Below are 23,843 nucleotides of genomic sequence, written 5' to 3'. Positions count from 1 at the left end.
ACTCTACAGCGCGCGGCCCGCCATGAAGCCCTTGCGGCGAAAAATTCCCCCTATTCGTGCCGTGCCTCACGGTTCGCGCGCTGCCCGGTTCGCCCGGCTGCGCCAGCCTTGCTGGCCTCCCATCTCTCGACCACCTCTTCTCCAAACTGGTGTGACGCAAGGAAACTCATGCGGCAGAAGTGGCTCGGCGCTGGTACAACAAGGCCAGGCCATCCCCGTCGCTCAAAATACTCCCGCGCCTTTCGCCCATGGGGGACGATGACCTCCGGCTGAATGCAATCCAGCAGAAACTCAAACAACGACGTGTCCCGGTCCGAACTTGAGAGTCGGCGCGCATCAGGGGAAGGAATGTTGTGCAGGTTGGTGACAAGGCAGCCTTTGCCGACCACTTCAAGCAACGGCTCCATCCGGCTGCGCGTCGCGCTCATCGCCGTTCGCTTGCCGGCGGACCGACGGTAAGCGCGGTAGTCCTCGAGCCACTTGCTTTCCAGGAACCCATGGCCGGACTTCCAGTGCTCCCAGAACGGCGTGGCCATCGACGTCGCTGGATTGAAGCCAACGACGAACCATTTGCATTCGACGGGGTTTCCGTCGCAAGTAAAGGGACGCGCGGTGGAGTTGCGAGGGAGCCGGCGCAGCAGCCGCCGCTCGAAGTCGTTCAAGCGTGCGATGTCAACGGCAGAATTTGCGCGGAGCCGTGAGCGTATGGACATGCCCGGCAGTATCTCGCAGCGCCCAACTGACGACAAGGAGTGCCCGCCCGAGCCGCTGGCAGTAGGCGAAGCCATACGGGCGAATGAAGCCCTTCGTCGCGGCATCGCTCGTGTTGAGGGGCGGGAGGGCTTCCCAAGCTCTGACGCCAAAGAAAAGCGCCCGACTGTGTCGGGCGCGGAAGGATGCGCCGGTCCAGTGCCAGTCAAAGGCCGGTGGAGACGACGGAGCTCGAGGTGTCGAACGACCAGCCGCATCCCGCGCAAGCGTAGCCTGCGACGTTCGTACGACCAGAGCGGCCGCTGTAGGGGTTCATTTCGAGGTCGCACTCGTCACAAATCGGATTGCCGCTGAGGCTCTCGAGGCCATACGGCCCCTGACGAGTCGCTGCGGGAGCGGGGGATGCGGGGGTGGTCGCTTGAGTCATGAGAGATGTCATGTTGAGTGGTCCTGCCTCCTATAGCGAACGTAGCGTCACCTAGCACTATAGGGGACCTGTTGTTCCGCCTGGCTCCGCGAGTGGCGACCCGCGGAGCTTCAAGAAGCCGCCCGCGCTTCAAGCAGGCTGCTGGCTGCGCTGAAATCCCCTTCCGATTTCTCCGACAAGGTCGTACAGCGTAGACAACTCCTCGCCGATGAAGGGGATACCGCAGGCTGCAGAACCCCAGTCACCGCAGACCACCGCGACGCAGCGATTCTTGATGAACACCGGGACAAGAACCAGAGACTTGGTGTCAGGGAAGGCCTCGCGGTACCAGCGCGGGACGCGGTGAGCAATCTCAGGGCGATGTGAGTCCTCCAGGTGCGTCGGTCGCTGGGCGGTCGTCGCAAAGTGGAAAACGTCCGGCACAAAGCCTTCCTCGAAGGACAAGCCAGCGAGCCGCTCCCGCATGCCCGGCCCGAAACCGATGCGCGCGCTGAAGCGCTTCGCCTGGGGGTTCAGGAGCATCAGAAAGCAGTGCGTGAAGTTCATTGCCCCCATGGTCGATTCAATGACGAGCGGCACCAGTTCGGAGACCGGATGGTCCGTGGCCGCAGCCTGGACTTCCTTGAGGTTCCGCAGTAGCCGGCAGTGCGCGTCGAGCGGCTTGCCCGGCGCGTGGCGTCGCTCGACTTCCGCTGCAGCCTCGTCCTCGTGACGCGCCTCCCTCAAGTTTTCTACCTTGAGCCTTGCTGCCTCGACGGCCTGCTCCTGGAGGCCGAGGGCTTCCGCGTGCCGCCCGAGCAGCTCCGCCACCTCGTCCGCGTCCCCGCCACGGGTCACCAGCGCGGCGGCCTGCGCCGACACCTCAGCCATCGCGCCGAGCCAATTCGTGTGGGACCGAGACACCGTCTCAGCGTCCGTGGCGTTTTGCGTCATGGTGGCCGTGATGAGCGGTGGCATGCGCCACTTCTGCGCCGCGGCGCGCGCAATCTCCTCGAGCGTCACGCCCAGCACGTGATGGCATGCCATGCTCTCGCTCTCGGAGACCCCACCGGACATGGCCTGAATGCGCGCCCATTCCTCCGGGTAATAGAAGACGAGCAACAGCCGGCTGAGGTGATGCATGAGCGTGCACACGACGAGCTCTTCGCCTTGGTTGATGCCTTGTGAGGCGCTGAGGGTGCGCGCGAACTCGCCCGCGAGAATCGCCCGCTCGAGCTCCTGCGCGGTGTCTGGACGCCGAGCCGCAGCGCCGGCGAAGTTGTCGAGCAGCTGAAGGCCCAGGGCCAGGTGCCCGACGGCATCGACTCCCAACACCATGATGGCGCGGGACACCGTCGTCACCCCGCCACCGAATGGCGCATACATGGCGGAATTTGCCAGCCGAATGACCTTCTGCGCCAGCGAGAAATCGGTCAGCACGCTCTCTGCCAACGTGCCGACGTTGGCGTCGGCGCCCAGCGCTGGAAGCAGGTTGTCGAGCGAAACCTGAAGGGTCGGAAAGTCGCCCTGCTGCTGCATGCGGGCCCAAAGCGTCTCGAAGAAACGCGCCTTGGTGAGTTTTGTCATGCTTGGTGGTCCTTCGAATCCTGACGGCAAGCGTGGAGCTTTAATGCGCCCGATGTGATGGCTTGTTCGAGTTGCGCGGCCGGCAGGGCCTTGGAGTGGTGCCAGCCTTGGCTGAAGTCGCATCCGTGTTCCGAGAGCAGCGCGCACTGTTGGGCCGTCTCAACGCCTTCTGCGACCGACATGAGCCCGAGCTCCCGGGCGAGCGACAGAATGGCGAAGACGATGGTCCTGCTGGGGCCCGACTGGAGCATCTCGGCGACGAAGCTTCGGTCAATCTTGAGGGCCTGCAGCGGAAACTGCTGCAGGTAGGCCAGGCTCGAGTAGCCCGTGCCGAAGTCGTCGACCGCAAACCGCACCCCGGCCTGCCGAAGTTCGCTTAGCAGCCGCCCGGCATGCTCCGGGTCGGCCATGAGCGCGCCCTCCGTGATTTCAATGACCAGCCGCCGGGCATCGACGCCCGACAGCGCGATGGCACGTTTGACGCTTTCGACGAACGCGGGATGCTGAAACTGCACTGGGGACACGTTGACCGAGATGTACTTGAAGTGCAGGCCCATCGAGTCCCAGTGGACAAGCTGGGCGCAGGCGCACCGAAGCGCCCAGTCACCCAGGAAATTGATGAGGCCGTTGTGTTCCGCCAGTGGAATGAACGTCGACGGCGGAATCAAGCCATCGGGTCGCTCCCAGCGCATCAGGGCTTCGAGGCCCCAGACCTCGCCGGTGGACGGCGCACAGATAGGCTGGTACTGCAGCGAAAATTCGCCGTTCTGTACGGCGTCGAACATGTTTTGCTCGAGCGCGAACTGCACCTGCTGCTTCCGGTCCATCTCAGGGGTGAACACTGCGACCCGGTTCTTCCCCTGGGCCTTCGCCTGGTACATCGCGATGTCCGCGCGTTTCATGAGCGAGGACTCTGTCAGGTCCGGGTCGTCGCCGGAGAGGGTCAACCCCAGGCTCGTGGTCACCCGCAGCTGGCAGCCGGCCAAGTGAAATGGCTTGCGCAGCGTAGCGACGACGCGCTCCGCGAGCTCGATAGCGACCTTGGCCTCGCCGGCGCCAGGCAACAACAGGACGAACTCATCTCCGCCCAGGCGTGCCACGATGTCCGAGGTGCGGACTGCCGCCTTCAGTCGCGTCGCGACTTCCCTCAGCAGGCCGTCGCCCACGTCGTGCCCCAGCGAGTCGTTGATTTTCTTGAACCCATCCAGGCCGAGAATGGCAACGGCGAACTGGCTCCTGTTTCGAACCGCCGTCAGGATGTGCTCAGAGATGGCCTTGCGCATCAGCGCCCGATTACCGAGGCCGGTGAGCGGGTCCGCCATGGACTCCTCCTTGAGGCTCTCCTCGGCCAAAACCCATCCCGAAACGTTGTAGCCGAACAGAATGAAGCGCTTGAGGCCGTCCGGCGTGGGGTCCGGGCGTATGGTGACCTCGAGCCAGACGCTCTCGGGCAATCCGCCGGTGAACCGAAGCCGTGCGTGCTCATCCGTCGAGCGCGCCCAGGCGTTTCGCAGCAAGCCCGACAAGATGTCTCGGTGGTCAGGCGCCACGATGTCCGAAAGCGACGCGCGCAGCAGGTGCTCTTTCGGATAGGCGAGCAGTTCGGCCGAGGCGTCGCTCGCATGGAGGATGCGCCCACCCGAATCGATGTAGATGGCTAGCGCCCCTGAGGCGTTCAGAATTGCTTTCAGGTCTCGCGCGTCGCACTCTGCCTGAGGTTCGGGCTCAGGCGCGACAACGCGGCCGAAGTTCGCCGATAAGGCGGCTTCGATATCCAAAAACATCGGGTTCTTTTTGCTTCTGTGCATAGAGGTCTTGTGTCCTGTACTCAAGTCGCCCCAAGGCGCGGGAGGCACTCTGGTGGCGGTCAAGACCTGTAGTGAAGAGCCACGTTTTATTAGCGTATAGGTAGAAAGTGCCGGGTTTAGGCGTGTGCGCACCTGCCGCGAAGGGGCTGCAGAACACGGGCCGATGCCAAGAATCTCGGTGTTGGCGACAGCGGAAGGCGCGCCCTCCTCCCCACACGGCACGCGGGGCGTGGGACGTCGTTCCAAGAGCGCGCGTCCCTGCTGGCAGCTGCGTCGCCGGCCTGGGGTCTCAATGAAAACGCCCCGAGGTAACCGGGGCGTTGTGAAATCAGGCTAGGCGATGTGATACCGAAGGTGGTGAGGCAACGCCTCTACGGCTTCCCAGTACCTGTTGCTTCCGCCGAGGAGTTCCTTGATGGCGTTTTGCTCGCTCTCTTCGTCCGGAAGCACAAGATAGTCGTCTCCGTGGTAGTCTCCGAAGATGAGCTTGACGCCGGCGGCGGCCGCTAGGTCGCGGACGAAGCTACCAGGTGCTATGGCGCCCTTGCTGAGCGAGGCGGGGAGGCTGAAGCGAATGAAGCCAGGCACGGTTCTCCTGTTGGCGCTGTGCGCAGTTGGACTATTCGGTATAGCCCTCTGACGGCGCGAAGGTCTTAAGCGCAGACCAGGTGCGTTGTGTAAAGTGCACGCGACCCGCTTCTTTTAGGGCGCCTGGCCATGCGAATGAGTACGTTCGGGTTACCATTCGCTTATAAGTCGGAGGTGCACCATGAATATCTACCCCACCCGCAGGCAGGCGACAGGCGTGGCTCGCAATTTCAGCAAGACAGCGCGCTGCGTAGTCGTCGTCTACAAAACGCCTGAAAACAAGTACGCCGCGGCGAGGTCAACCGAGCCCGTTGCCGGGCAAATCGACATCGTCTTTCGAGACGGGTACGAGGTGCGGTCGCTTCTCACGCTCTCCGGACAAGCGGCAGCCGCGCTTCGACGGTAGGCGCGAGCTCGCCGCCAGCAGAAAAAGGCCCCTTCGGGGGCTTCTTTTTTGGAGGGCCGGCAACGCCTGGCCAAAAGAGGAGCCCGCGTTCCGAAGAATGCGGGCTCGAAAGAAGATTGTCAGGGTCTCAGAGCTTTAGGCCTGAGGCCGAAAGGTCGGCTTCAGCCAAGGTTCCCTCGAAGCTCCTCGAGGTCGTCGTCAAGTACCTGCCAAGCCGTCACGTCGTTGGCCTTCACCTGGCGCACCTCAAGCCATTCGGAGTCAAGAAGCTCGCTTTCGATGCGAACTCGGACTGTGGCGCTTCCTACGTCGGCTGGCACCTCGCCGATGGCCTTTACCAAGCCGGTGGAGAGGTTCACGGCCGCTTCGACCGAGTCGCCGTCTTCGTCTGGATAGACCCAGCTGAGGGTGACCCAGGCCGAAGTGGCCTTGCCTTCCGCGGCGGTTGTTTCCGACTCGACGCCCTGCTGGATGAACCGCATGCACCAGTCAGCCTGATGAGCACGCGACATCGCCTGCATGTTCGCTCCGTAGTGTTGCCCCACCCATTCGGCGATGGTGTCCCAGACCCCTGGGTTATCGTCGATAACCGCCAGCACCAAGCGGTGCCATTCCACATCTGGCATCCGCACGCCGAGCTCACAGGTGTCGCCAGAGTCGTCGCGCGTATCGACCGTCTCAGCGGAGTAGGCCTTGGCTTGGCTCAGGAGGAAGCGGTTGCGGTAGAACACTTCGGGCTCCTGGAGGTACACGGGGATGCCGTACTTCTGGATGCGAGGAATGCGGGCCTTCTGGGAGACGAGTTCAGCGCTCGGCGCGAAGTCGAAGCTGTTGGGCAGCTGATATTCGCCGGCCTCGTCCAGTGCAAGTCGTTCGAGGCATCCGATGTCGTCCTCGACCAGGTACAGCGTCCGCGTCGCCCACTTCGTGGTGACCGGTGCCGCCGGAGCCTGTTGCGATGCCTCGCTCTTCTGCGACTTGGCGAAAGCGTGCGGGTGCTTGCCCTGCGCCTTCAGGTAGCTGGCGCGCAGCGCTGCATGGGGCACCTTGATGCCATGGTCCACGTCGAGCGCGCGCTTGATTGCCTGGACCACTTGGGTCACTTGTTGGTTGTCTGTCGTCATTGCGATTTCCTTTGGATTTGCGCCTGGGCGCCGAAAGTCTCCGAAGAGACCTGATTTCCGCTTTGTCCTTCGACGTCCTTTGGCGCGAGCCTTAGGAAACGTGGTTCGAAAGTTCGTTGCCGAAGCAACGCCTTGTCTTCTCCCGCCGGTGAGGGCGACCCGTTGTGGGCGCGGAGAGATAGGCGCAAGGTGGCCTAGAACGCGTATAGGTAGCCTGCGGTGGGCTGCAGCCCTATTTAATGTTGCCGACATCGCGTTGCGGGTTGTGGCGGTGACGCCGCCGCCCGCCCGATAGCACCATGGGCTGGGCCGCGCCTTACATCGAGAAGCTTCGAGCAGGCGAGGTCGTATCTTTCCGGCCGCGCGGCCACTCGATGCGGCCCCACATGCGAAGTGGCCAGCTCGTCACCCTCGAGCCCATCCTAGCGGGCAGCGCGCCTGGCGTTGGGGACATCGTGCTCGCGCGTGTACGCGGGGCCGACTACCTGCATTTCATCGGCGCCGTGCGGGACGGGCAGGTGCTCATTGCCAATGCCCATGGGCACGAGAACGGCTGGACGGCCCGAGAACGCGTTCTCGGCAAGGTCTGCGCCGTCGTCGAGTAGCGCACAGCGAACGGCAAACGAACCGGAAGGTTTGGCGGCACGGGCGAGGCTCCAGTCGGCATCAAGCCGTTGATTTCATTGCGCTTTCTTGCCCAGTGGGACCGACCAACGAACCGGCAACCCGAACGCGCGAAAGTAGGCCGCGTCCTGGCCGTCCACGGGATTCGCTAGACGGCTTAGGACCTCACCACGCAACAGGAGCGACATGCCAACACCTACCAAATCTCAGCGCCTCTTCAGCGAGCTCGCAACTGACAACAACTGGTCCGCCGAGCTGCAGGGCCAGGTCGCACTGGCTTTTCTCCACCAGGACCCCGAAGCCATGGACCGGTTCTCCGCCTACGTTCTGGAGCAAGTCAACATCGCCCTGGTTCCAGACGACTTCAGCCACGAGGCGCTCAGTGTTCAAGGCTACCGAGTGCAGCTCGGCGCCAACGGCTACACCTGGATGCGCCTCGGCGACGCCCAGTGGCAGTCGAACTACAGCTACCCGAGCGAAGACATCGCCTGGCGCAGTGCCCACGTCGACGCTGTCGCCGAAGGCCTGGTTTCCGCCTAGGCTCACCGCGCATCTCTGATTTCACCAGCCCCGTCCATTTGGACGGGGCTTTCTCTTCGCCGGTCGGGTCAACGGCACAAGGAAAAAAAAAGACCGCCGGCGAGGGCGGTCTTCAGAAGTAGTTTTTAACGTGCCAGCCCAGGGATACGTCCCGTGCGGGGGCACGCCTCGAACTGGTTCGGGGTGGTGCGGATGCCCTTGTGCTTCTTGGGTCCGTAGGCCTCGATGCCGAGAGCGGCACAAGCCTTTGGCGTCCTCAGGGCCACGAACCCCACCATGCCGACAAGGTCGGTTGGTGCGTAGTCCGTTTCTTCGAACTGGCGCTTGCCGTTGAGCAACGCATGTGGCTGTGCCGGGTCGAACACAACCACGGTGCCTGGCTTAAATGGCACCTCGATGTCCATCTCGCCAAAACGCACCGTCCGCTCGGGCGGTCCTTCGATGCACCAGGCGCCGAAGATACCGTTCGAGTAGGGCATGTCGTGGTGGTAGGGCAAGCCGCCGCCGACGATAGCCCCGTAGTCTGTTGACAGGTAACGGATGCTGCGCTCGCCGAGGACTGGTTGGAGCACCGAACGCAAGAGGTTGCGGATGACAAGGCTGTTGGTTTCGCCGAGGTCCTCCAGTTCGAACTCGCTGACCTTGCTCAAGCCGAGCTTCTGGACGAGCCGTGCGGCGCGCCCGTTTGCCCAGTTGCCAACGAGTGACGGCGGAGCCTCTCCGACCAGGACGTTTCTGGCGGCAAGGTACTTGGGCGTGGAGGTATCCGACCTGTTGCTGCTCCAGAGGTAGCGGAAGGACGGGTGTGCTGAAGTCAAGGTTTGCATGAGATGAAATGTCGGTTGGCCTGATGGGTGTAGCCATCTGCCGTCAAGCTCATCTCCGACCGTTGTACATTGCACAGCAGCCGCTGTAGATTCCACAACAGCGCAGCCGTGGCCGCTTCGGCCAGGACATCAGGGCTTCGCCGAGGAGCCACGCTCTTTCTTACCGGGCACCGCCGAGGGGCAAAAAGAACCGCCTGGAGTGTTAGCTCCAGGCGGGAATCAGCGGATATCCGCTCAGGCAGTTATGCCCAGCATTGCTGGACTCGCCACGCTCAGCTCGGGGAAGCGATGCGGGTGGGCCTGCATCAGAGCGAGACGCTCTAGAGCGTCGACTTCATCGATGCACCACTCGAGCACACCGCTGCTGCCTTGCTTGTCCTTTCCCTCGACAGCCCATGTCGCCGAGGCACAATCGCAGCCCAGCCCTCGGTACACGTAGTCTGGGTAGTCGAACAACGCCGTGGCGTTGCGAGACACTGCGAACTCTTGGAGCGTGTCGTTGAGGACCAGCACCAGATGCACCAGGTGGCGCATCTCACGCACTGAGGCAGTGTCAATGTCCAGCTGCACGATGTACACGTTCGCGACCGAACCGAAGTCGTCGTCACGGGCGCAGCCGACTTTCTGAATCACGACGTCCGCGGGGAAAAACGTCGCATTCAGCTCGTCGATTGTTTTGGCGTAGCGCTCGACGGCCGCGAGTTGCTCAGGGGAGTAGCCGTCTTCGAAGCAGAAAGATTGCACGAAGACGATTTGTCCGTTGACGCAGCCGCCGTGCCGTCGGATGAACCGGCGAATCGCGCGACCGTTGTTGCCTTGCTTGTTATCAAGAAGCTTGTAGGCCTCGCGAACGACGCCAGCGACCTCGAAGAGCAGATTGGAACGAGAAGAGAGTGCCATGGATGGCTCCTATAAGAGTTGACCTACCTCGTGTAGAACCAGCCCCCGTGCCGCCACCCCGCGTGGCGAAGTGAGTGTGCTGCGCTCTTAGAACCCGAAGGCCTCTGCTCACAAGCCTGGTCAGCAGGAAGCGGCTTCGCCTTCCCCATCCGACGGATTTCCGCCAACGGACCCCTTGTGGCTGCGCCCGCGTCCAGGGTTCTGGCGCAGGGAAGAAAGACCCGCACAAGGCGGGTCTCGAGGGAGGGGAGGGACTAGCTCTGGGGGTCCGCGCCGTCGACTTGGTCACCGGACGGGCGTCCGTCTGGCGCGACTTCTTCAGGCGCAGCTTGCGGCGACTCTGCGCGAGAAGTCAGGCCGCCAGGTTTCGCGGAGCAGTCTGCAGGCGGAGTGGAACAGGTCTTGGCGCACGAACCTGCGACGGCGCAGGCAGCAACGGCCGACGCGATTGCGATGGTCCGGGTAGGCAGAGCAGATGGTTGGCACATAGTTGGGAGCGGGTTGGTTGTCCTCCTGCGTATAGCCAGCCAATCTCGCTCCCGTGCGCGCTTGTGTACCAGAGGGCCCCCGGGCTCGCAAAGCCGTTGGCCCTATCTCCCGCGTTCCGTTTTCGGCTATGCCGCCTTCAGCTCGCGTGCGAGGTCACGCTGTTGGTCACGTTGACGAACCGTATCGCGCTTGTCGTGCAGCTTCTTGCCCTTGGCCAAGCCGATGTTCAGCTTCAGCTTGCGTGTGTACGTCAGGGCGAGCGGCACAACGGTGTAGCCGCGCTCGTCCACGCGGCGCTCGAGCTTGCGCAGCTCAGCCTTGTTGAGCAACAGCTGCCGAGGGCGGGTGGGTTCCAGCTCTTCCAGCAGACCCTTGCGTGCTTGTGCCAGGGGGGTGATGGTGAGCGACTCGACGAAGGCCTCTCCGTCCTTGAGGCGGATGAAGGCGGAGCCGCCATTGAACGTGGCCTGGCCGGCCAGGATGGCCTTGACCTCCCAGCCGCGCAGCATGAGGCCGGCTTCGAAGGTGTCTTCGATGAAGTAGAGGTGTCGCGCCTGGCGGTTGTCCACGACCGTCCGAGTTTCGCGCTGTCGAGGTCCGCTTTGTGCGGGGTTTGGTGCAGTCACGATGGAATCCTTGAGAGGAGGGCGGCGCGTGAGCGCGCCAGAGGGTCAAACGCCCCGATGCACGTGAGTACATCGAGGCGCCGGCAAGCCGCATTGCTGCGGCTCACAAAGGCTTAGGTTACAGGGTGCCTTTAGACCCCGGCCTGCTTAAGCAGCGAGGCGGAAATTGCTTTCGTTGGCAATTGTCATGTCGTTCTGTTCTACAAGACCTAAGCCTTGCCGGGTAGTCCCAACCCGCGTTGCCGCCTGCACTTCCGCCCGTCTTCGAATCCAGGTCACCCCCATCAACAAACGCCTCATCTAAAGCGTTTCTTGGTGGAAGTGTGGGGAATCGAACCCCATTTAGACACGTTTCCGATTCAGAGGATATACAACGATGTCGTCAGTATAGCACATCGCCACAAGCGCAGCAAGCAGCTGAGGCTTTTAAACTCGACGTTTCGTTGGTTCAGCATATAGGCGACGCGACCAAGTCAGAGCGCTAGGGCGCGGAACGCTATTGGCAGCCAAGAGCTCGCGCACGCGGCGTGGGTCGTCGCGGTCTCAAGCCCATATTTTGGCGAGTCGTCGCCTGCTGCCAGCGTCGCAACAGGATGAACCTGCCGCCCGTCGAGCGCGGCTTTCATTTTAGCGGGGCGCGTGCCTCGCCCCTTGGTGCCAGGTCCGTTCCTACACGAGGGAGGACCACTTCACACAGGACACTCACATGAAGAAGACCAAGACGCTCGGGCTCACCGTGCTCCGCAAAGGCGACCGCGAGCTGATGGCAAAAGGCGTTGAAAAACTCGTTCGCGACTGCGGCGCAACCTCCACCCGGCGCGAAGGCGGCGAGTACCCCGGCCCGCGTGGAATTCACGTTGAAATCGACACGCCTCGCGGCCTGCAGGTGACCGTCTACTTCAACGGCTACTCCAGCCAACCGGACGTCTACGTGCTCTCCTGGCACATGGACCTCGAATCGGATGACACGCTGAGCCCGGCTATCTTTGGCGGCAACGTGAACCCCCACCATTTCCGCAAGGCCACCTACGTGGCGCACGGCTACGACGACCTCTGCGAGAAGCTCAGGAAGGGCCTCGACATGGCCATTTCCGGCGTTGCGTTCCGCGAACGCGAGCTCGAACCGGCGTAACGCTCGGCTCCGCTGACCTCCTTCAGGCCTCTTCCAATTTGGAGGAGGCCTTTCCTTTTCTTGAGCTCCCGGCCGGCACTAGCGAAGGCTGAGGTCGCCCGACCACGCGGACAACGCGTTGCAGCAGTCACCCAGCGTTGTCGTCGAGGCAAAGCCCAGGTATGTCAGCAGGGCGCCTGAAGCGGGGTCCGCGTCTGAAACGGTGAGCCGCGGCGCGTAGGCCTCCAGCCACGCGACGTTCAGCTCCCACAGTTGGCGCGAGAGGCGGTTGCATGCCTCAGCGGGAATCTTGGCCCTAAAGACCAGGTTGACGAAAGGAAGCATGTAGGGCGCGCGGGCTGTCTCCCCTGTTGGCAATTCGATGACGAGCCCGCCGTCCCTCGCTCCCAGCAGAAAGTCCCTCGCATCCACGATGTCGAGCACTTCGCGCTCCGCCAGCTCGGTTCCCCGCAGGTAGGCCTCATTCAGGTAGGTGAAGCCGGCCACCTGGACGCCTTCTGCCGTCAGGAGGGCGTGCACGGAATGCTCCGTGTCCCCCGTGGCCTTGTCATCATCCAGCACACGCCACTTCCGGGACCGGTCGAGGCTGGCCAGTTGCAGCGCGAGGGCCGCGGCCCCGGGTCTCGGTACGCGCTGTGACGAGAACACTTGGCCACCTCCGACGTCAAAGAGCCGGCTCACACGCAGCTGCGCATCGCCCAGAACGCACGCGTCCAGGCTCAGCATCGACGTCTCGGGTTCGCGCGCTGCAGTTGCCAACTCGATTTGCGCCGCCAGCGGGATGCCGTGAACCACGCCGGCGGCGCCGAGGCTCGAAGCGAGAACGTCCATGAGCGACTCCTCGAACTCGGCCTGGGCCGCAGCGTCGACCCCCCAGTTGGACGTCGCATGGGCCAGGTCGCGACGAACGAGGTATGCCGGTGTCATCGTCGGGGCCTGGCTCGGCGGCTGCACGAGCGCCCGGTACCGCGCACGCGCTGCCTCGGGGATAAGGGAGAGGTTGCCGCTACGCACCTTGGTAGACGATGCGGTCTCGGCCCGCGTCGCGCGCGTAGCGGGCATCATGTGAAGGCGATGCTCACGGCCGCCAAGGAGCGCATGGGTTTCGCGCAGCGCTTCAGTGGTCATTTCGCCTCGAACACCGCAAAACGCCAGGCCGCGTTCTGCGAAAGCCGCCAGGAACCCCAGGTTGTCGCTGCCAAAGACGTATCCCAACTCAATTGCGTCAACGTGCCTGGCCAGGTAGGCCGCTAGGCGGTCGAGCACATCCGTGAAGTTGAGGGCTTCCGGCGCATGCCGTGCCTCCCACGGGCAGATGGAGAGCCAGTCGCTGTGGCGGACGGCCTCCTCGGCGAGCGCGATTCGTTGCTCTGCATGCAGCGCCGCCGTACCGCCGTTCTTCACGCTGACGTAGGCGTCATGGGAAGGGGACATATAGCCGCCTACGACCGTGTATCCGAGCTCCTGCGCGTGCGTCCGGGCTCGCTCCATGAGGGCGATGTGCCCTTCGTGCATCGGGGAGTAGCTGCCCGTCGACAGGAGAACGAGTTTTCGGGCGTCTTCCGGCGACTGGGCGAGTGCTCGTCGCACCTTCATCAAGGGCGTCGTGAGCATCGCCGGCGACCAGCAAGGGTGCGCCCGAACGCTGCCGTCCAGGAGGTCGTCAATGAAACCGGCGGCTCGGAGCGTCTCGTGGCTCGCGCCGGCGGCGGCGAGCGGCGCATAGTAGGGGTCCAATAGCGCCTTGGCGACAAAGCGGTCAGGGCGGGGGTGGCGTTCCGTCAAGTGGGCGCCCCCGTTCGCTCGAAGACCAGGTCTGTTCTCAAAATCAGCTTCTCCTGCCCGAGGACCGGAGCTCCGTCATGAAGCATTCGGTGCTCGAACAACAGGGCATCGCCCTTTAGGGGCGTCACTGCCAGCAGCACCTCGTCGGCATTGGCATTTCGGGACCAGTCACTGAAATCTCGGGCTGCGAAGGGGAGCGGGTCCTGCGCGTCACGCAGAAACCTCGTCTCACCGCTTTCGTTGTCGCTCAGGTACACGACCAGGCTGAAAAGCGTCCTGCGAGCTTCGCTCTCGATGTACGGAGCGTCGTAGTGACCCACCAGATGGCCACTGCCGGGCTCGTAACGAATGAATCGATGCAAGGCGTTGACGCCAACCGGGTTCCAGAGCGAATGGCCGTCGTGGTCTGCTCGGTCGTGCTCACTGAACGCGCGTGGCTCGAGCAGGGAGGAGGGAAGGCAGGACCAGAGATGGCTCGCCAACTCCGCGCTGAAGCTGCTGCTACGCCAGGAGGCTGGGTGGGTTCCAGGCTTGAAGTTGCTGAGGATGCCGTCAGGCCCGACTGGCACGCTCGGCGCCGACAGGACCTCTCGGCGCATGGCCTCGACAAGCTCGGGTTGAATCAGGCCCCGGATATGCCAAGCTTCGCCCGGCACGGGGAGCCTTCGTGCGCGAGCGCCGGGCCCGCGCGCGGACGGCAGGGCGCTCATCGTGAACAAGGAGGCAATGGGGGCGCTTGCCTCGGTCTTCATTGCCTGGCTTCCCTGGCCACGTGGTAGTCCCACCCACCCTCGATTCGGCAATCCCAAAGGTCGAAGTGCACCGCCGGCGACTTACCCAGATACTTATGGTGGTTGTAGCGGTGAAGGTCCTCCAACGCCGCGCGCTGGCTCGCAAATCGGTCGCTCCGGCCATCTGCCATACCAACTGCCGCAATTCGCCGGGCGACATCGGTACAGGCCTTCTCGCGAAGGAAGAGCTCCACAGCGTCATAGCTGGCGCCAAAGACTTCTTCGTCCGTGCGGCCGTCGTACATGTCTCCGGTCGGCGTCGCCTCGAGGATGGAGGACGGCACCCCCAGGTGCCGGGCAACCTCATAGACCTGGGACTTGTACAGGTCCGAGATGAGCTGTGCGTCCACGAGGCCGTCCGAGGCTTTGCCGAAGTAGCCCAGGTACGCACCCTCGTCGCGATTCGTCGTGCCAATCAACATGCCGGGCGTGCCGGCCTGGGTCAGAAGGCTGGTGACGTAGTAAAGCGCCGGAGTTCGCTGATAAGCCACCAGCTGGCCCGAGGCCCAGCCTTCGCCTAACGTCGACAACGCGTTGTCGACGAGCGTCTTCGTCGCCAGGTGCGCCTTCGACAGGTCGATAACGACAGGCAGCAGTTCAAGCGCGCCGCAGAGCTCCACGCCGCGTGACGTTGCAAGGTCCTGGTTGGTGGCAGCGCCATCGGTGAAGACCGGCAGGAGCACGGGAACGATGCGCTGAATCGGCGAGCCGGGCTGTTGGCTGGCCGCCTTGACCAGCGCCAGCACCAAGGCGGAGTCCACGCCCCCGCTCACGGCCACCACGGCGGCCCGGAGCCCCGATGCGCGAAGGTAGGCGTTCAGCGCATTGCCCTTACGCCAAACGTAGTCAGGTGCGGAAAACGCATCCTCCAGACGAAGCTGGGCAAGCAGCTCGGTGAGGCCGCTCGGAAGGGCGTGCTTGGCAGGAGGGGGATAGTGATTCATGTTGAGGCTTGGAAGGAGGCCCGAAATAGCGCCTGCGCACGGTCAGCCGTGGCGCGCACCAGGCAATTCATGGTGTCGAGCACCCGTTCATCGGGTTCGAGCTGCGCGCACGACAGTTCTGTGCAGGCAATGCGCACCTCGGCGACGCCGCGGCGCAGCTGCTCGGAGATGAGCGCCTGCAGTAGGCAAGCTGAGGGAGCCTGACCCGCCATCCCCTGCTCGATGAGCAGTTGAACTGCGGCTTGGGCGGCGTCGCTCGGGAAAATCAATTCTGGGTAGCGCGCGGAGAGATACGCCCTCATGCTCTTGGAACACAGCACCGCCGTGGACGCGGGCTGTCGCATGGCGGGTGCCGAGTTCCATGGGGTGAACACCTCAAGACCGAGGGTGCCCGTGCAGTTGGTCAGGACCTCGCCCAGGCTGTTGCAAGGCGCAGCGACGAAGGCGGCACCCGCTTCTTTCAACAGCGACACACCGCGCGCAAGCGAAGCGGCGGCCCTACGGCGGCATTCCACGCCGTCGGCGCCGAGTCCTTGCAAGGCCTCACTGAGGTGGATGATTGCGGGGTAGTGCTCGTCTTGGAGGCACGCGCCGGACATCTGACGCGCCCAGGCCTGGACCAGCCGAACCTGGAACACCGCACTCGCGAAGGGCCCCGCGCCGCCCAAGATGCCGATGCGGGCCGGTGCTGTCTCAGCTCGCATGCTCTGAAAGCAGGTAGAGCTGCTCGTCGTGCGTCCCGGTCGCGCGGGGGTCCTGCCCCAGGAAGATGATGTCGCTGCCCGCGGTCCACGGGTGCAGGTCCTGCGGCCGGACGCGGTCGATGTGCGCTCGCAGCGACTCGACGGCGTCCACGGCGTCCATCACCAGCTGCGGCGGCAGCTTCTCGGAGACCGGATAGTCGTACTGGAGCGGGAAGGGCGCCATGGCAATTTTGCTGACACGACGGCGCAAACCACCCAGAGCCAGCGGGAGCAACTCCTTCAGCAGCTCGGCCCCGAGCCCCTGACCGCGCAGGTCGTGCCGGACCTCGAATGCTTCCAGGAACAGGAGGCCCTTGCCGTCATAAAAGCTATCAGGGAGCCGCTGATGCTGCTCGAGCACATGGAGGCTGGTCCCAAGCTTGAGGCCAGCTTCGTCATAGGCGTCGAGCGTCCACAGCGCCTTGGCGGCAGATTGGCCGCGTCGAAGGTAGACGATTCGAGCGTCGAAGGTGGCCACGGGCCGGCCCTTGGCATCAGAGACCAAGGCAGCGATGTCGTAGAGCTTCTCGCCGTCCTCGGCATAGCGGTGCAGGCCGGCACGCCACATCGACAGCACGAGGCCTTCCCCCGCCGCCAGAGGCAGGTTGTCGGCGAGGCGGGCGACCCCGTTCTTGTCGACCCTTCCCCCGAAGTAGTTCTGAAGGGTCACGTCGAGCTCGTCGGACACCATGCTCGCGTACCCGCCGATGAATCCGGTCGCGCCCGGCCGGTACTGCAGAAGCTCCGTGACGCTCGTGCCCAGGACGGGTGCCAGCAGCGGCGTCGCAAGCGCGATGCACGCGTCCAGCTGCCGGCCGGGGGGCTCCCAGTTGTCATCGACCAGGCCTTCGTGCCAAAGCAGGGGTGCGATGGCGTCCATGCAGGCCCGGCCGGCTACCGTTTCGGGCGTAACGATTTCTCCGCCGAGCGCTTCGACTCGGACCATGAAGTCGCAGAGCAGCTGCCCAACTGTCAGGCGTTCGAGCACGGGCCAGCGGGTCGGTGCGCCACTGCGGTCATGCGGCGCGCCGCTCAGGATGGCGACCACGAGGGCCGTCGCTCCGATGCTGGTGCGGTCAAGGTAGGGGCGCAGTTGCGCAGTCGAGAAGTAGGTAGATGCCATCGCGGTCGTCCTTGGCAGCAGCGCTGCGGTCAAGACAGAAAAGCGACACGGTTTATGGCACCTATAGAAGAACGTGGGAGCAAGGTTGATTTACGGACCGCGGAAACCGTATAAACTAAATGCACATGCAATCTAAACTACAAGTCGCCAGAGGCCTGTGCGCCCCCGCTTCCTCTGGAAAACCAATTCCTACGCAACGGTGGCGGGACGGCAAGTCGTCCTTCCGTGTCGACAGGGACGAAGGATTTAGGAAGGGGGACTTCGCTGTGGACCTCATCACGGAGGGCGTCGCAAGAAAGTTCGTGGAGGCCCACCACTACAGCCGGTCGTTCGTAGCGTCCGTCGTACGCGTGGGCCTGTTTGGTCCCAAAGCGGAGCTGATGGGCGTCGCGGTGTTCTCCGTGCCCATGAACCAACGGGTGATTCCGAAGTACTGCTCTGTGCCCCCGAGCGAAGGCTTGGAGCTAGGCCGCCTGGTGCTGCTTGACGCCGCTCCCTACTGCAGCGAGACCTATTTCCTGGGTCGCGCGTTCGACCTGCTCAAGAAGGTGAAGCCGGCGATGAAGGCCGTCGTCTCGTACTCCGACCCAGTGCCCAGGCGAGACGAGGACGGGGGACTGACGATGCCTGGGCATGTCGGCATTTGCTACCAGGCATTCAACGGGCGGTACCTGGGGCGAGGGACCCCTCGAACGCATCACGTCACGGCGTCTGGGCGCGTGGTCAGTCCCCGCTCGCTCTCAAAGATTCGTCTTCTGGAGTCGGGACACGAGGCGGCCGAGCGCGCGCTGGTTCACCTTGGTGCACCGGCACGGCCGTTCGGCCAGGAGCCAGCCCAGTGGCTCGACGGAGTTCTTCGAAGCGGCCTCCTGCGGCCTGTGAAGCATCCGGGCAATCATGTCTACGCCTGGCCGCTGGGACGCACCGGCGAGAAGGCGATTGTGATGTCGGGCTTTCAGCCTCCGCAGCCGTACCCTAAGCAGTCCGATTCGCACCGGCGGGTTGCGCTGATACCGAGCACCTGAGCGAAAGGCTCTCCGCTCATGCCTTTCCGACGTTGCTTGCAACCCAGGTCTTGTCGTGGGCCTTCTTTACTACATACGCCAGATTTGCGTCCACGTAGTCCACGTTTTGGGAGATGCGCTCAATCCTGCCACGGCTGTGAGGGGGAATTTTGCCGCCATAGGTCGCCTGGACCCACAGGAGCCGCTTCGGTAGCCCGCGGATTTGCTGGAACTCCGCGCTTGCGGCAATTTCCGAGCTAAGCCGCTCAATTCGCTCTGCCTCCAGCGTGTGCAACTGCTCCTGCAATACGGCCTCGTCATCGAAACGTTGTTCGATGAAATCGGAAATCTTCTCCGCGATTTCATTGGCCCAGGTCAGTAATACGCTGGAGGTACGGAACGCGCCATCCTTTGTGTACATCGCCAAGATGAAATAGGGCTGGCCGCTGAAGCGCTCGACCAAGGCCAGGTCTGCGGCGACGTGCGCACTAGTCTCGGCCGGCGTTGGCCAGCGACCTCTGCGGCTCATCTCAAATACGGGCTTCCAACCCTCTTCCTCCATGCATTCCTGGACGTAGTCCTCTGGCACAAAGCATTGTTTTTGCCAAAAGACGGCGCTTGGTTTTTCAGCGGCGACTGCCTTCAGGAAATCCTCCCACGCGAACCGCAACCTCGGAGTCGCATCGAGGTCGCTGGCGGTGGCCGGTATTAGCGCACTCCCATGCTTCGCACAGTCATTGCCGAGCGCCTCCAGGAGGTCTTCGATAGTTAAAGTTGGGGTCATGTTTGGCGAATGAAGAGCCTCCTCCGTAGGAGACGGCCCAAATCATCGCATGCGCACTAGCCGAACGGTGACCGAAGTGCTTCGCCATGAAGAAGCCCCTCGCTGCGCAGGGCAGGAGGGGCGAAGAGTTTCAGTCGCGAGCGACGGTGACCGCTTTGACCTGATGCAGCCGTGCCGCGTAGGTCTGTGAGATGACTTGGTCCGCATTTACGGCAAATTTCCGTGCGAGCAGCCGTACCGCGTCTTCATCGGCGCCTTCAGGGATGAGCGTGCCGTGAGGCTCTAGGGCATTGCGGCCCTCGCTTTGGTAGTCGCCTGAGAGCGTAACGTTGTACCCGTCGCCACGGCTCACGTACGCGTGAGCGACCTTGGGCCCGACGGCGGTTTGGAATACCTTGCTTGCAACGCCGGTGCCGCTCTCTTTCTTCCAGCCTGCTGCAGCCAGTTGGCCTTTGATGGTCTGGATGAGCTGGGCGTGTTGGGCTGAGTCCATGTGGTTCCTTGTTTTCAGTGTCCTGCCACGTGTAGCCTCGCGGCGATTTCGCAGTACAGCCTGGCAAGGATAGCGTTCCTCAGTGGTCCCAGGCCTTTCGGCCCTTGTGTTGGGACTTCCAGGACCGCTCGACGCCGCGCGGGCGGCCGTCCCAGGAGTGGAACAGGTAGGCGTCGCGTCTGGTCGCGCGGCATTCCACCTCGCCTTCCTCAGGGTGCCAGGCTGCGTTTTGGCGGCGCTGCGCCATGGTCGCGCAGTTGCGGTAGGTCGGTCCGCCACGCCATTTGCGGATGCCGTACACGGAGCCGCGCCGGTTGCTGTAGCCGCGGGAAGGGTACCGGCCGGAGTCGTACCAGGCGGGGCGTGCATTGGCGTACAGCGTAGGCACGTCCAGGGCCTTGCCGCGCGGGCTGTAGGCACGCAGGTGCGTCTCCGGCCATGCGACGGTGTGCCCGGTGTGGGCTCGAGTCGGCGGAGCCAGTCGTCGTGGTTGTGCCAGGCGCCTTTCAGAGCCTGGGACAGCGCGGTGAGCGTGTCGAAGTACTGGGTTTGCGTGCTGCCGTTGGCAGCGACGATGTCCAGTTGGTAAGGGGTGCCCTTACGCGGGCGTGCGGGGGTGGGGAAAGTCAATCGAGGTCTCCAGTCTTGCTAAGGTGCAAGAGTGGAAAGACGCTCGGTGCTTAAAGTGATGGCGGGGCATTGGCCCAGTACAGGGATTGCGTTTAAACGCCGTTCCGCGCAAGCGCAACCAGGCGCGCCGGTACGGGTCAGGCTCCTTGTCTAACGGCCTGGCGCGGCGCGAAACCGCCGATACAGGTCGTTAGCGGTGCCCGTTTCATCGTCACTGGCGACAAACCCATCTTGCTCGAGCCCGGCGAGCACCCGGCCGGCCTCCATTGGTGTCAACCTTCCGCCCAAGGCCTTGGCGACCTGGTAGGCCTCGAGCGGCTCCGGTGATGCTTGCAGGTGCAGAAGGACCTCGCCAGGGAGGGCCCGCAGTTCAGCGGCACGCTGCGCAACAAAGGCCCGAACGACGTCGATGCCGACCAGCTTCGCGTCCTCCCATTCGGTATCAGAAAAGCGCACCCCTCGAGCCTTCCTGCGAAGCCCGTCAGGTGCCCCCGGCTTGCGACCCTGATTGCGGCCAGCACCGCCGCGGTTCGACGCGGGCTTGCTCTCAGCGGCAAGCTTGCGCGCCCAGGCCTGACCAGCTTGGAAGCAGGCGGAGCTGAAGGTGCCTGGCACGACGTTGGCCGACCGAGTTGCGCCGTTAAGCGTGTACTTTCCGGAGAAGCCATCCCAGAACGCCGCCCGGTGCCCCGCGCCGCGACGAGGCTGGCCCTCGTGATAGAGCTCACTGTTCTTGTCGGCAGCCGCGGCGAGCATTCCGTCGTACAGCTTCTGCAGGTGCGCATCTTTGAACTTCGCCATGGACTCCCTTTCGTTTTAGGTGTGCTTGATGTTTGATATTGTATAGACACATTCAATCGTCGGCAAGTCCGAGGCACTACGCTCCGGCGCAGCATCGCATCGCGCCGTGCGAGAAAAGTCGCTCCGTGACATCCTGCCTCGCTTGGTCGCCGTCTCGCTGCCCATAATGCTGGCCAACAAATAGAAAGAGGAAGACCAATGCAAGTAGAGTTACTGACGGACAGCAAACAAACGACGAATACGCTCGTCGACCTGATGGCAAAATGCGACCTCGCCGCTTGGGCGGTGGCTTGGGCCACGGACAACCAGGTTCTCGAGGCGGCGTTTGAGCACCGCGCCAAATTCCGCCACCTCGTCGTCGGCACGCACGGATACGTGACCGCGCCGTCGGTCATTGAACGCTTCCAGGAGATGCCGAATTTCAAGGTCATGCTTCCGGAGGGTCCGCTCTTCCACCCCAAGGTCTACCTGTTCCGAAGCAAGGAGGACTGGACCGCCGTGGTGGGCAGTCACAACCTGACGAATCGAGCTTTCACGACGAACATTGAAGCCAGCACCCTGATGCGCGGCAACGCGACCGACGCCGGACTCCAGAAGCTCTTTGCCTTCGTTGCCCAGTCGTGGGGCGCTGGGGTCGATGTCACCCCCGAGTGGCTTTACAGCTACCAGGCCAATCACCGCCGCGCCAAGGCCGCGCATGACGAGCTTGCGCGGTGGGTGCCTGTAAAAAAGTCCAAGGCGGAAGACGACATTCCCGGACCACAGGACCTGGCGTGGCAGGAATTCGTTGCCCGGGTCAAAATTGAAAACCCGAACTCGGACCATACGCTTGAGGGAAGGCTGCAGGTGCTGGAACAACTGGGCGCAATGTTCCGTTCCAAGCCCACATACGCCGAGCTCGATGTAGACGTCCGCAAGCGCATTGCTGGCACGATGGGCGGGACACAAGCCAAGAAGGACGGCCATGAGTGGGCCTGGTTTGGCGCGATGGGTGCCAGTGGCTCGTTCAGCACCACTGTCATCAATAAGCCGGAGGGGCTGTCGCGCGCGCTGGACTTCATCCCGCAAACCGGCCCCGTAAACCTGGAACACTACGAGCTGTTCCGAGAAGAGTTCATGGGCGCGCTGAGCGAAGACCTACGCGCCTCGGGCGGCATCGCAACCGGAACGCGCCTGCTCGCAATGAAGCGGCCGGACCAGTTCGTTTGCATCAGCAGGCCAAACAAGAAGGGCATCGCAGAGCACTTTGCCGTTGCGAACAACACCTCTCTCGACAACTACTGGGAGCGAATCGTACTTCGGATTCGCAGCTCGCCCTGGTGGCTCGCGCCCGAGCCCACGGACCCGCTGGAGAAGCGGATTTGGGCCGGGCGTGCCGCGTTGCTGGATGCCATCTACTACGACCCCGCCACGCGCTGACTATTCCCTCGTGATGGCCAGACGCAGGTCTGTTCAATCGCGGGCATGCAGCAGAATGCGGGCATGAAACTCCTCCTTACCCTCGCGTGCGCATTGGCTGCATTTCATGTTGCTAGTGCTTCCGCGGCCGACGAAGCGTCTGAATTGAAGGCGCTGGTCGAGCGGCAGAACAGTCAGTGTCGTGGGGGCTCCGGCGGCGACCCAAAGACGATGGCGGCCTGCGACGACCGCACGGCAACCATGGCGAAGCTGAAGCGACTTGGGTGGTGCTGGGTAGCCCGGGGCAGGCGGCATACCAGATGAGCTGGGAGCGTTGCTCCGCGACAGCTCAGCCAAGCCCGCAAGGGACAAGAGGTCAACAGGCGGCACGGCCGCAAAGTGCAGATGACGCGGTGCTGGAATCTTGCGGCAAGCAAGCTGTGTTGCTGGCCGATGTTGCCAAGAGGCGAGACCAGGGGTGCCAAGCAGCAACGGCCAGGCGTTTCAGCGTGTCCAAGCCAGGGCAGCATACCTCGAACTTCCGAAACCTTTCGTCGATGCGCTGCCCGGGCTCTACGGCGACATCTACTTTGGCCGGATGCTGGGGCTGACCCCGAACGAAATCCGCGCGCGGACTACTCGATGAAGTGCCGAAACCGCCAGCAAACTAGCACCAGGAGGTAGCCGTATCCGAAGAAGGCTGCAAACGTCGTCAGACCAAGCTGCGCAGGGCCAACTTGCGCGTTCGTCAGCTTCACCAGAAGCCAACGCGAGAGAAGCCCATCCTTTAGGGCGGGGAGTGAATCGCGGGTTGTTTGCAGCCGAAGGCATTGCTCTATCTAAAATGCAGCGATACACTGGATGAAACAACAGTTGAAACAACAACGCCTCGGTGTCCCTTCCCAGTTGCCCCCCGCTCTCGACGCGTGTCCTTCGGCTTCGGCTGAAGGACAAGCACGCGGCCGTGCTGCGCGCGATGGCGCGCGACGTGAACCAGGTCTGGAACTACTGCAACGACCTCGGCCAGCAGGTGCTGCGCCGCGAGGGCCGCTTCATGAGCGGGTTCGACTTTCAGAAGTACCTCAACGGCGCAAGCAAAGCGGGCCTGCTCGTGGGCTCTGCGGTGTTCCAGCAGGTTGCCGAGGAGTTCGCCACGCGCCGGCGGCAGTTCAAGAAGGCGCGCCTGCGCTGGCGCGTCTCCGACCCTAAGCGCGCGAACCGGAGCCTGGGGTGGATTCCATTCAAGGCTCGCTCGCTGCGCTACAAGGGCGGGCAGGTGGCTTTCCAGGGCCATCTTCTGAGCCTTTGGGACAGCTACGGTCTCGCCGACCGCGAGCTCGGCGCGGGCAGCATCAGCGAGGACGTGCGCGGACGCTGGTTCCTGAACGTCACGGTCAAGGTGCAGCCGAAGGCCAAGCCGTCGCCCAAGGGCCTCAAAGGGGCCATTGGTGCCGACCTGGGGCTCAAGAGCCATATGACCGACTCTGCGGGGACCTCGGTGGACGCCCAGCGCTTCTATCGCGACCTCGAGTCGAAGATTGCCACCGCGCAGCGCGCTGGCAAGGCGCACCGGGTGCGT

23 protein-coding genes, 1 other RNA gene and 1 pseudogene are annotated in these 23,843 nt (G+C 63.4%); 7 read left to right on the top strand and 18 right to left on the bottom strand.

The genetic code is table 11. The features are described 5' to 3' along the window. Window positions 1–50 precede the first annotated feature (50 nt). The 4 genes from APY03_RS04290 to APY03_RS04275 form a co-directional block, all read right to left on the bottom strand. Window positions 51–662 carry a hypothetical protein gene (locus APY03_RS04290; protein WP_146039539.1) on the bottom strand — a complete coding sequence of 204 codons (612 nt, stop codon included), beginning with the start codon at window positions 660–662 and terminating at the stop codon, window positions 51–53. 605 nt (window positions 663–1,267) lie between these two features. Then, window positions 1,268–2,656: an HDOD domain-containing protein gene (locus tag APY03_RS04285; RefSeq protein WP_162487211.1), complete on the bottom strand. Its 1,389-nt coding sequence runs from the start codon at window positions 2,654–2,656 to the stop codon at window positions 1,268–1,270. Between the two features lie 44 nt (window positions 2,657–2,700). Beyond that, window positions 2,701–4,512: a putative bifunctional diguanylate cyclase/phosphodiesterase gene (locus tag APY03_RS45295; RefSeq protein ID WP_269475654.1), complete on the bottom strand. Its 1,812-nt coding sequence runs from the start codon at window positions 4,510–4,512 to the stop codon at window positions 2,701–2,703. 333 nt (window positions 4,513–4,845) lie between these two features. Beyond that, window positions 4,846–5,100, bottom strand: a complete 255-nt coding sequence (locus APY03_RS04275) for a hypothetical protein (protein WP_068674232.1) — start codon at window positions 5,098–5,100, stop codon at window positions 4,846–4,848. A gap of 181 nt (window positions 5,101–5,281) precedes the next feature. On the opposite strand from APY03_RS04275, the gene APY03_RS04270 reads away from it, so the two are divergent. Continuing rightward, window positions 5,282–5,506: a hypothetical protein gene (locus APY03_RS04270; RefSeq protein ID WP_068674230.1), complete on the top strand. Its 225-nt coding sequence runs from the start codon at window positions 5,282–5,284 to the stop codon at window positions 5,504–5,506. A 161-nt stretch (window positions 5,507–5,667) separates the two neighbouring features. Here APY03_RS04270 and APY03_RS04265 read toward each other — a convergent pair whose 3' ends face one another. Further along, entirely contained in the window at window positions 5,668–6,630 is a 963-nt protein-coding gene (locus tag APY03_RS04265; protein WP_068674228.1) for a hypothetical protein, read from the bottom strand. Window positions 6,631–6,929: 299 nt separating this feature from the next. On the opposite strand from APY03_RS04265, the gene APY03_RS04260 reads away from it, so the two are divergent. Both APY03_RS04260 and APY03_RS42335 read left to right on the top strand, forming a co-directional pair. Then, window positions 6,930–7,235, top strand: coding sequence for a S26 family signal peptidase (locus tag APY03_RS04260; protein WP_068674226.1), 306 nt, complete (start codon window positions 6,930–6,932; stop codon window positions 7,233–7,235). A gap of 205 nt (window positions 7,236–7,440) precedes the next feature. Beyond that, window positions 7,441–7,794: a hypothetical protein gene (locus APY03_RS42335; protein ID WP_068674224.1), complete on the top strand. Its 354-nt coding sequence runs from the start codon at window positions 7,441–7,443 to the stop codon at window positions 7,792–7,794. Window positions 7,795–7,919: 125 nt separating this feature from the next. Here APY03_RS42335 and APY03_RS04250 read toward each other — a convergent pair whose 3' ends face one another. The 4 genes from APY03_RS04250 to ssrA all read right to left on the bottom strand — a co-directional run bounded on the left by APY03_RS04250 (window position 7,920) and on the right by ssrA (window position 11,063). Then, complete coding sequence (locus tag APY03_RS04250; protein WP_068674222.1) at window positions 7,920–8,621, bottom strand: hypothetical protein; 702 nt, start codon at window positions 8,619–8,621, stop codon at window positions 7,920–7,922. A 234-nt stretch (window positions 8,622–8,855) separates the two neighbouring features. Continuing rightward, window positions 8,856–9,521: a hypothetical protein gene (locus APY03_RS04245; protein ID WP_068674220.1), complete on the bottom strand. Its 666-nt coding sequence runs from the start codon at window positions 9,519–9,521 to the stop codon at window positions 8,856–8,858. 614 nt (window positions 9,522–10,135) lie between these two features. Continuing rightward, window positions 10,136–10,636: an SsrA-binding protein SmpB gene (smpB, locus tag APY03_RS04240; RefSeq protein WP_083944153.1), complete on the bottom strand. Its 501-nt coding sequence runs from the start codon at window positions 10,634–10,636 to the stop codon at window positions 10,136–10,138. An 81-nt stretch (window positions 10,637–10,717) separates the two neighbouring features. Then, window positions 10,718–11,063, bottom strand: a transfer-messenger RNA (tmRNA) gene (gene ssrA / locus APY03_RS04235). 279 nt (window positions 11,064–11,342) lie between these two features. On the opposite strand from ssrA, the gene APY03_RS04230 reads away from it, so the two are divergent. Then, the gene (locus tag APY03_RS04230; RefSeq protein ID WP_068674216.1) at window positions 11,343–11,768 is read left to right on the top strand and encodes a hypothetical protein; all 426 of its coding nucleotides are present in this window, start codon (window positions 11,343–11,345) and stop codon (window positions 11,766–11,768) included. A gap of 78 nt (window positions 11,769–11,846) precedes the next feature. Here the strand turns inward: APY03_RS04230 and APY03_RS04225 are convergent, their stop codons facing one another. From APY03_RS04225 to APY03_RS04205, 5 genes are read right to left on the bottom strand one after another with little or no spacing between them, the layout of a single operon-like run. Further along, complete coding sequence (locus APY03_RS04225) at window positions 11,847–13,553, bottom strand: hypothetical protein (protein ID WP_146039542.1); 1,707 nt, start codon at window positions 13,551–13,553, stop codon at window positions 11,847–11,849. After that, the gene (locus APY03_RS04220; RefSeq protein ID WP_083944152.1) at window positions 13,550–14,305 is read right to left on the bottom strand and encodes a 2OG-Fe(II) oxygenase; all 756 of its coding nucleotides are present in this window, start codon (window positions 14,303–14,305) and stop codon (window positions 13,550–13,552) included. Before APY03_RS04220 ends, APY03_RS04225 begins: the two co-directional genes overlap by 4 nt. Continuing rightward, on the bottom strand, window positions 14,302–15,288 hold the full coding sequence (nadE, locus tag APY03_RS04215; RefSeq protein ID WP_068674213.1) for an NAD(+) synthase: 987 nt from the start codon (window positions 15,286–15,288) through the stop codon (window positions 14,302–14,304). The genes APY03_RS04220 and nadE overlap by 4 nt, the downstream gene beginning before the upstream one ends. Beyond that, a complete protein-coding gene (locus APY03_RS04210; RefSeq protein WP_162487212.1) occupies window positions 15,285–15,926 on the bottom strand; it encodes an aspartate/glutamate racemase family protein in 642 nt (213 codons plus the stop codon). The genes nadE and APY03_RS04210 overlap by 4 nt, the downstream gene beginning before the upstream one ends. Window positions 15,927–15,981: 55 nt before the next feature. Beyond that, window positions 15,982–17,154 (bottom strand): hypothetical protein, encoded by a 1,173-nt coding sequence (locus tag APY03_RS04205; RefSeq protein WP_068674209.1) that lies wholly within the window; start codon window positions 17,152–17,154, stop codon window positions 15,982–15,984. Between the two features lie 119 nt (window positions 17,155–17,273). On the opposite strand from APY03_RS04205, the gene APY03_RS04200 reads away from it, so the two are divergent. Beyond that, complete coding sequence (locus APY03_RS04200; protein ID WP_443082795.1) at window positions 17,274–18,179, top strand: Mom family adenine methylcarbamoylation protein; 906 nt, start codon at window positions 17,274–17,276, stop codon at window positions 18,177–18,179. 16 nt (window positions 18,180–18,195) lie between these two features. Here APY03_RS04200 and APY03_RS04195 read toward each other — a convergent pair whose 3' ends face one another. The 4 genes from APY03_RS04195 to APY03_RS04180 all read right to left on the bottom strand — a co-directional run bounded on the left by APY03_RS04195 (window position 18,196) and on the right by APY03_RS04180 (window position 20,866). Next, on the bottom strand, window positions 18,196–18,942 hold the full coding sequence (locus APY03_RS04195) for a hypothetical protein (protein ID WP_068674205.1): 747 nt from the start codon (window positions 18,940–18,942) through the stop codon (window positions 18,196–18,198). A 130-nt stretch (window positions 18,943–19,072) separates the two neighbouring features. Continuing rightward, the gene (locus tag APY03_RS04190) at window positions 19,073–19,435 is read right to left on the bottom strand and encodes a hypothetical protein (RefSeq protein WP_068674203.1); all 363 of its coding nucleotides are present in this window, start codon (window positions 19,433–19,435) and stop codon (window positions 19,073–19,075) included. A 79-nt stretch (window positions 19,436–19,514) separates the two neighbouring features. Then, window positions 19,515–19,823 carry a hypothetical protein gene (locus APY03_RS04185; protein ID WP_068674201.1) on the bottom strand — a complete coding sequence of 103 codons (309 nt, stop codon included), beginning with the start codon at window positions 19,821–19,823 and terminating at the stop codon, window positions 19,515–19,517. Window positions 19,824–20,215: 392 nt separating this feature from the next. Beyond that, entirely contained in the window at window positions 20,216–20,866 is a 651-nt protein-coding gene (locus APY03_RS04180) for a hypothetical protein (RefSeq protein ID WP_068674198.1), read from the bottom strand. Between the two features lie 198 nt (window positions 20,867–21,064). On the opposite strand from APY03_RS04180, the gene APY03_RS04175 reads away from it, so the two are divergent. Both APY03_RS04175 and APY03_RS42330 read left to right on the top strand, forming a co-directional pair. Continuing rightward, a complete protein-coding gene (locus tag APY03_RS04175; protein ID WP_068674196.1) occupies window positions 21,065–22,285 on the top strand; it encodes a phospholipase D-like domain-containing protein in 1,221 nt (406 codons plus the stop codon). Window positions 22,286–23,156: 871 nt separating this feature from the next. Next, window positions 23,157–23,843, top strand: a pseudogene (locus tag APY03_RS42330) (RNA-guided endonuclease InsQ/TnpB family protein); the annotation flags it as partial.

Source organism: Variovorax sp. WDL1 (assembly GCF_001541225.1).
GTDB lineage: Bacteria > Pseudomonadota > Gammaproteobacteria > Burkholderiales > Burkholderiaceae_C > Variovorax.
Note: the sequence above shows the minus strand (reverse complement) of the source record. Positions and strands in the feature narration are given on the sequence as shown.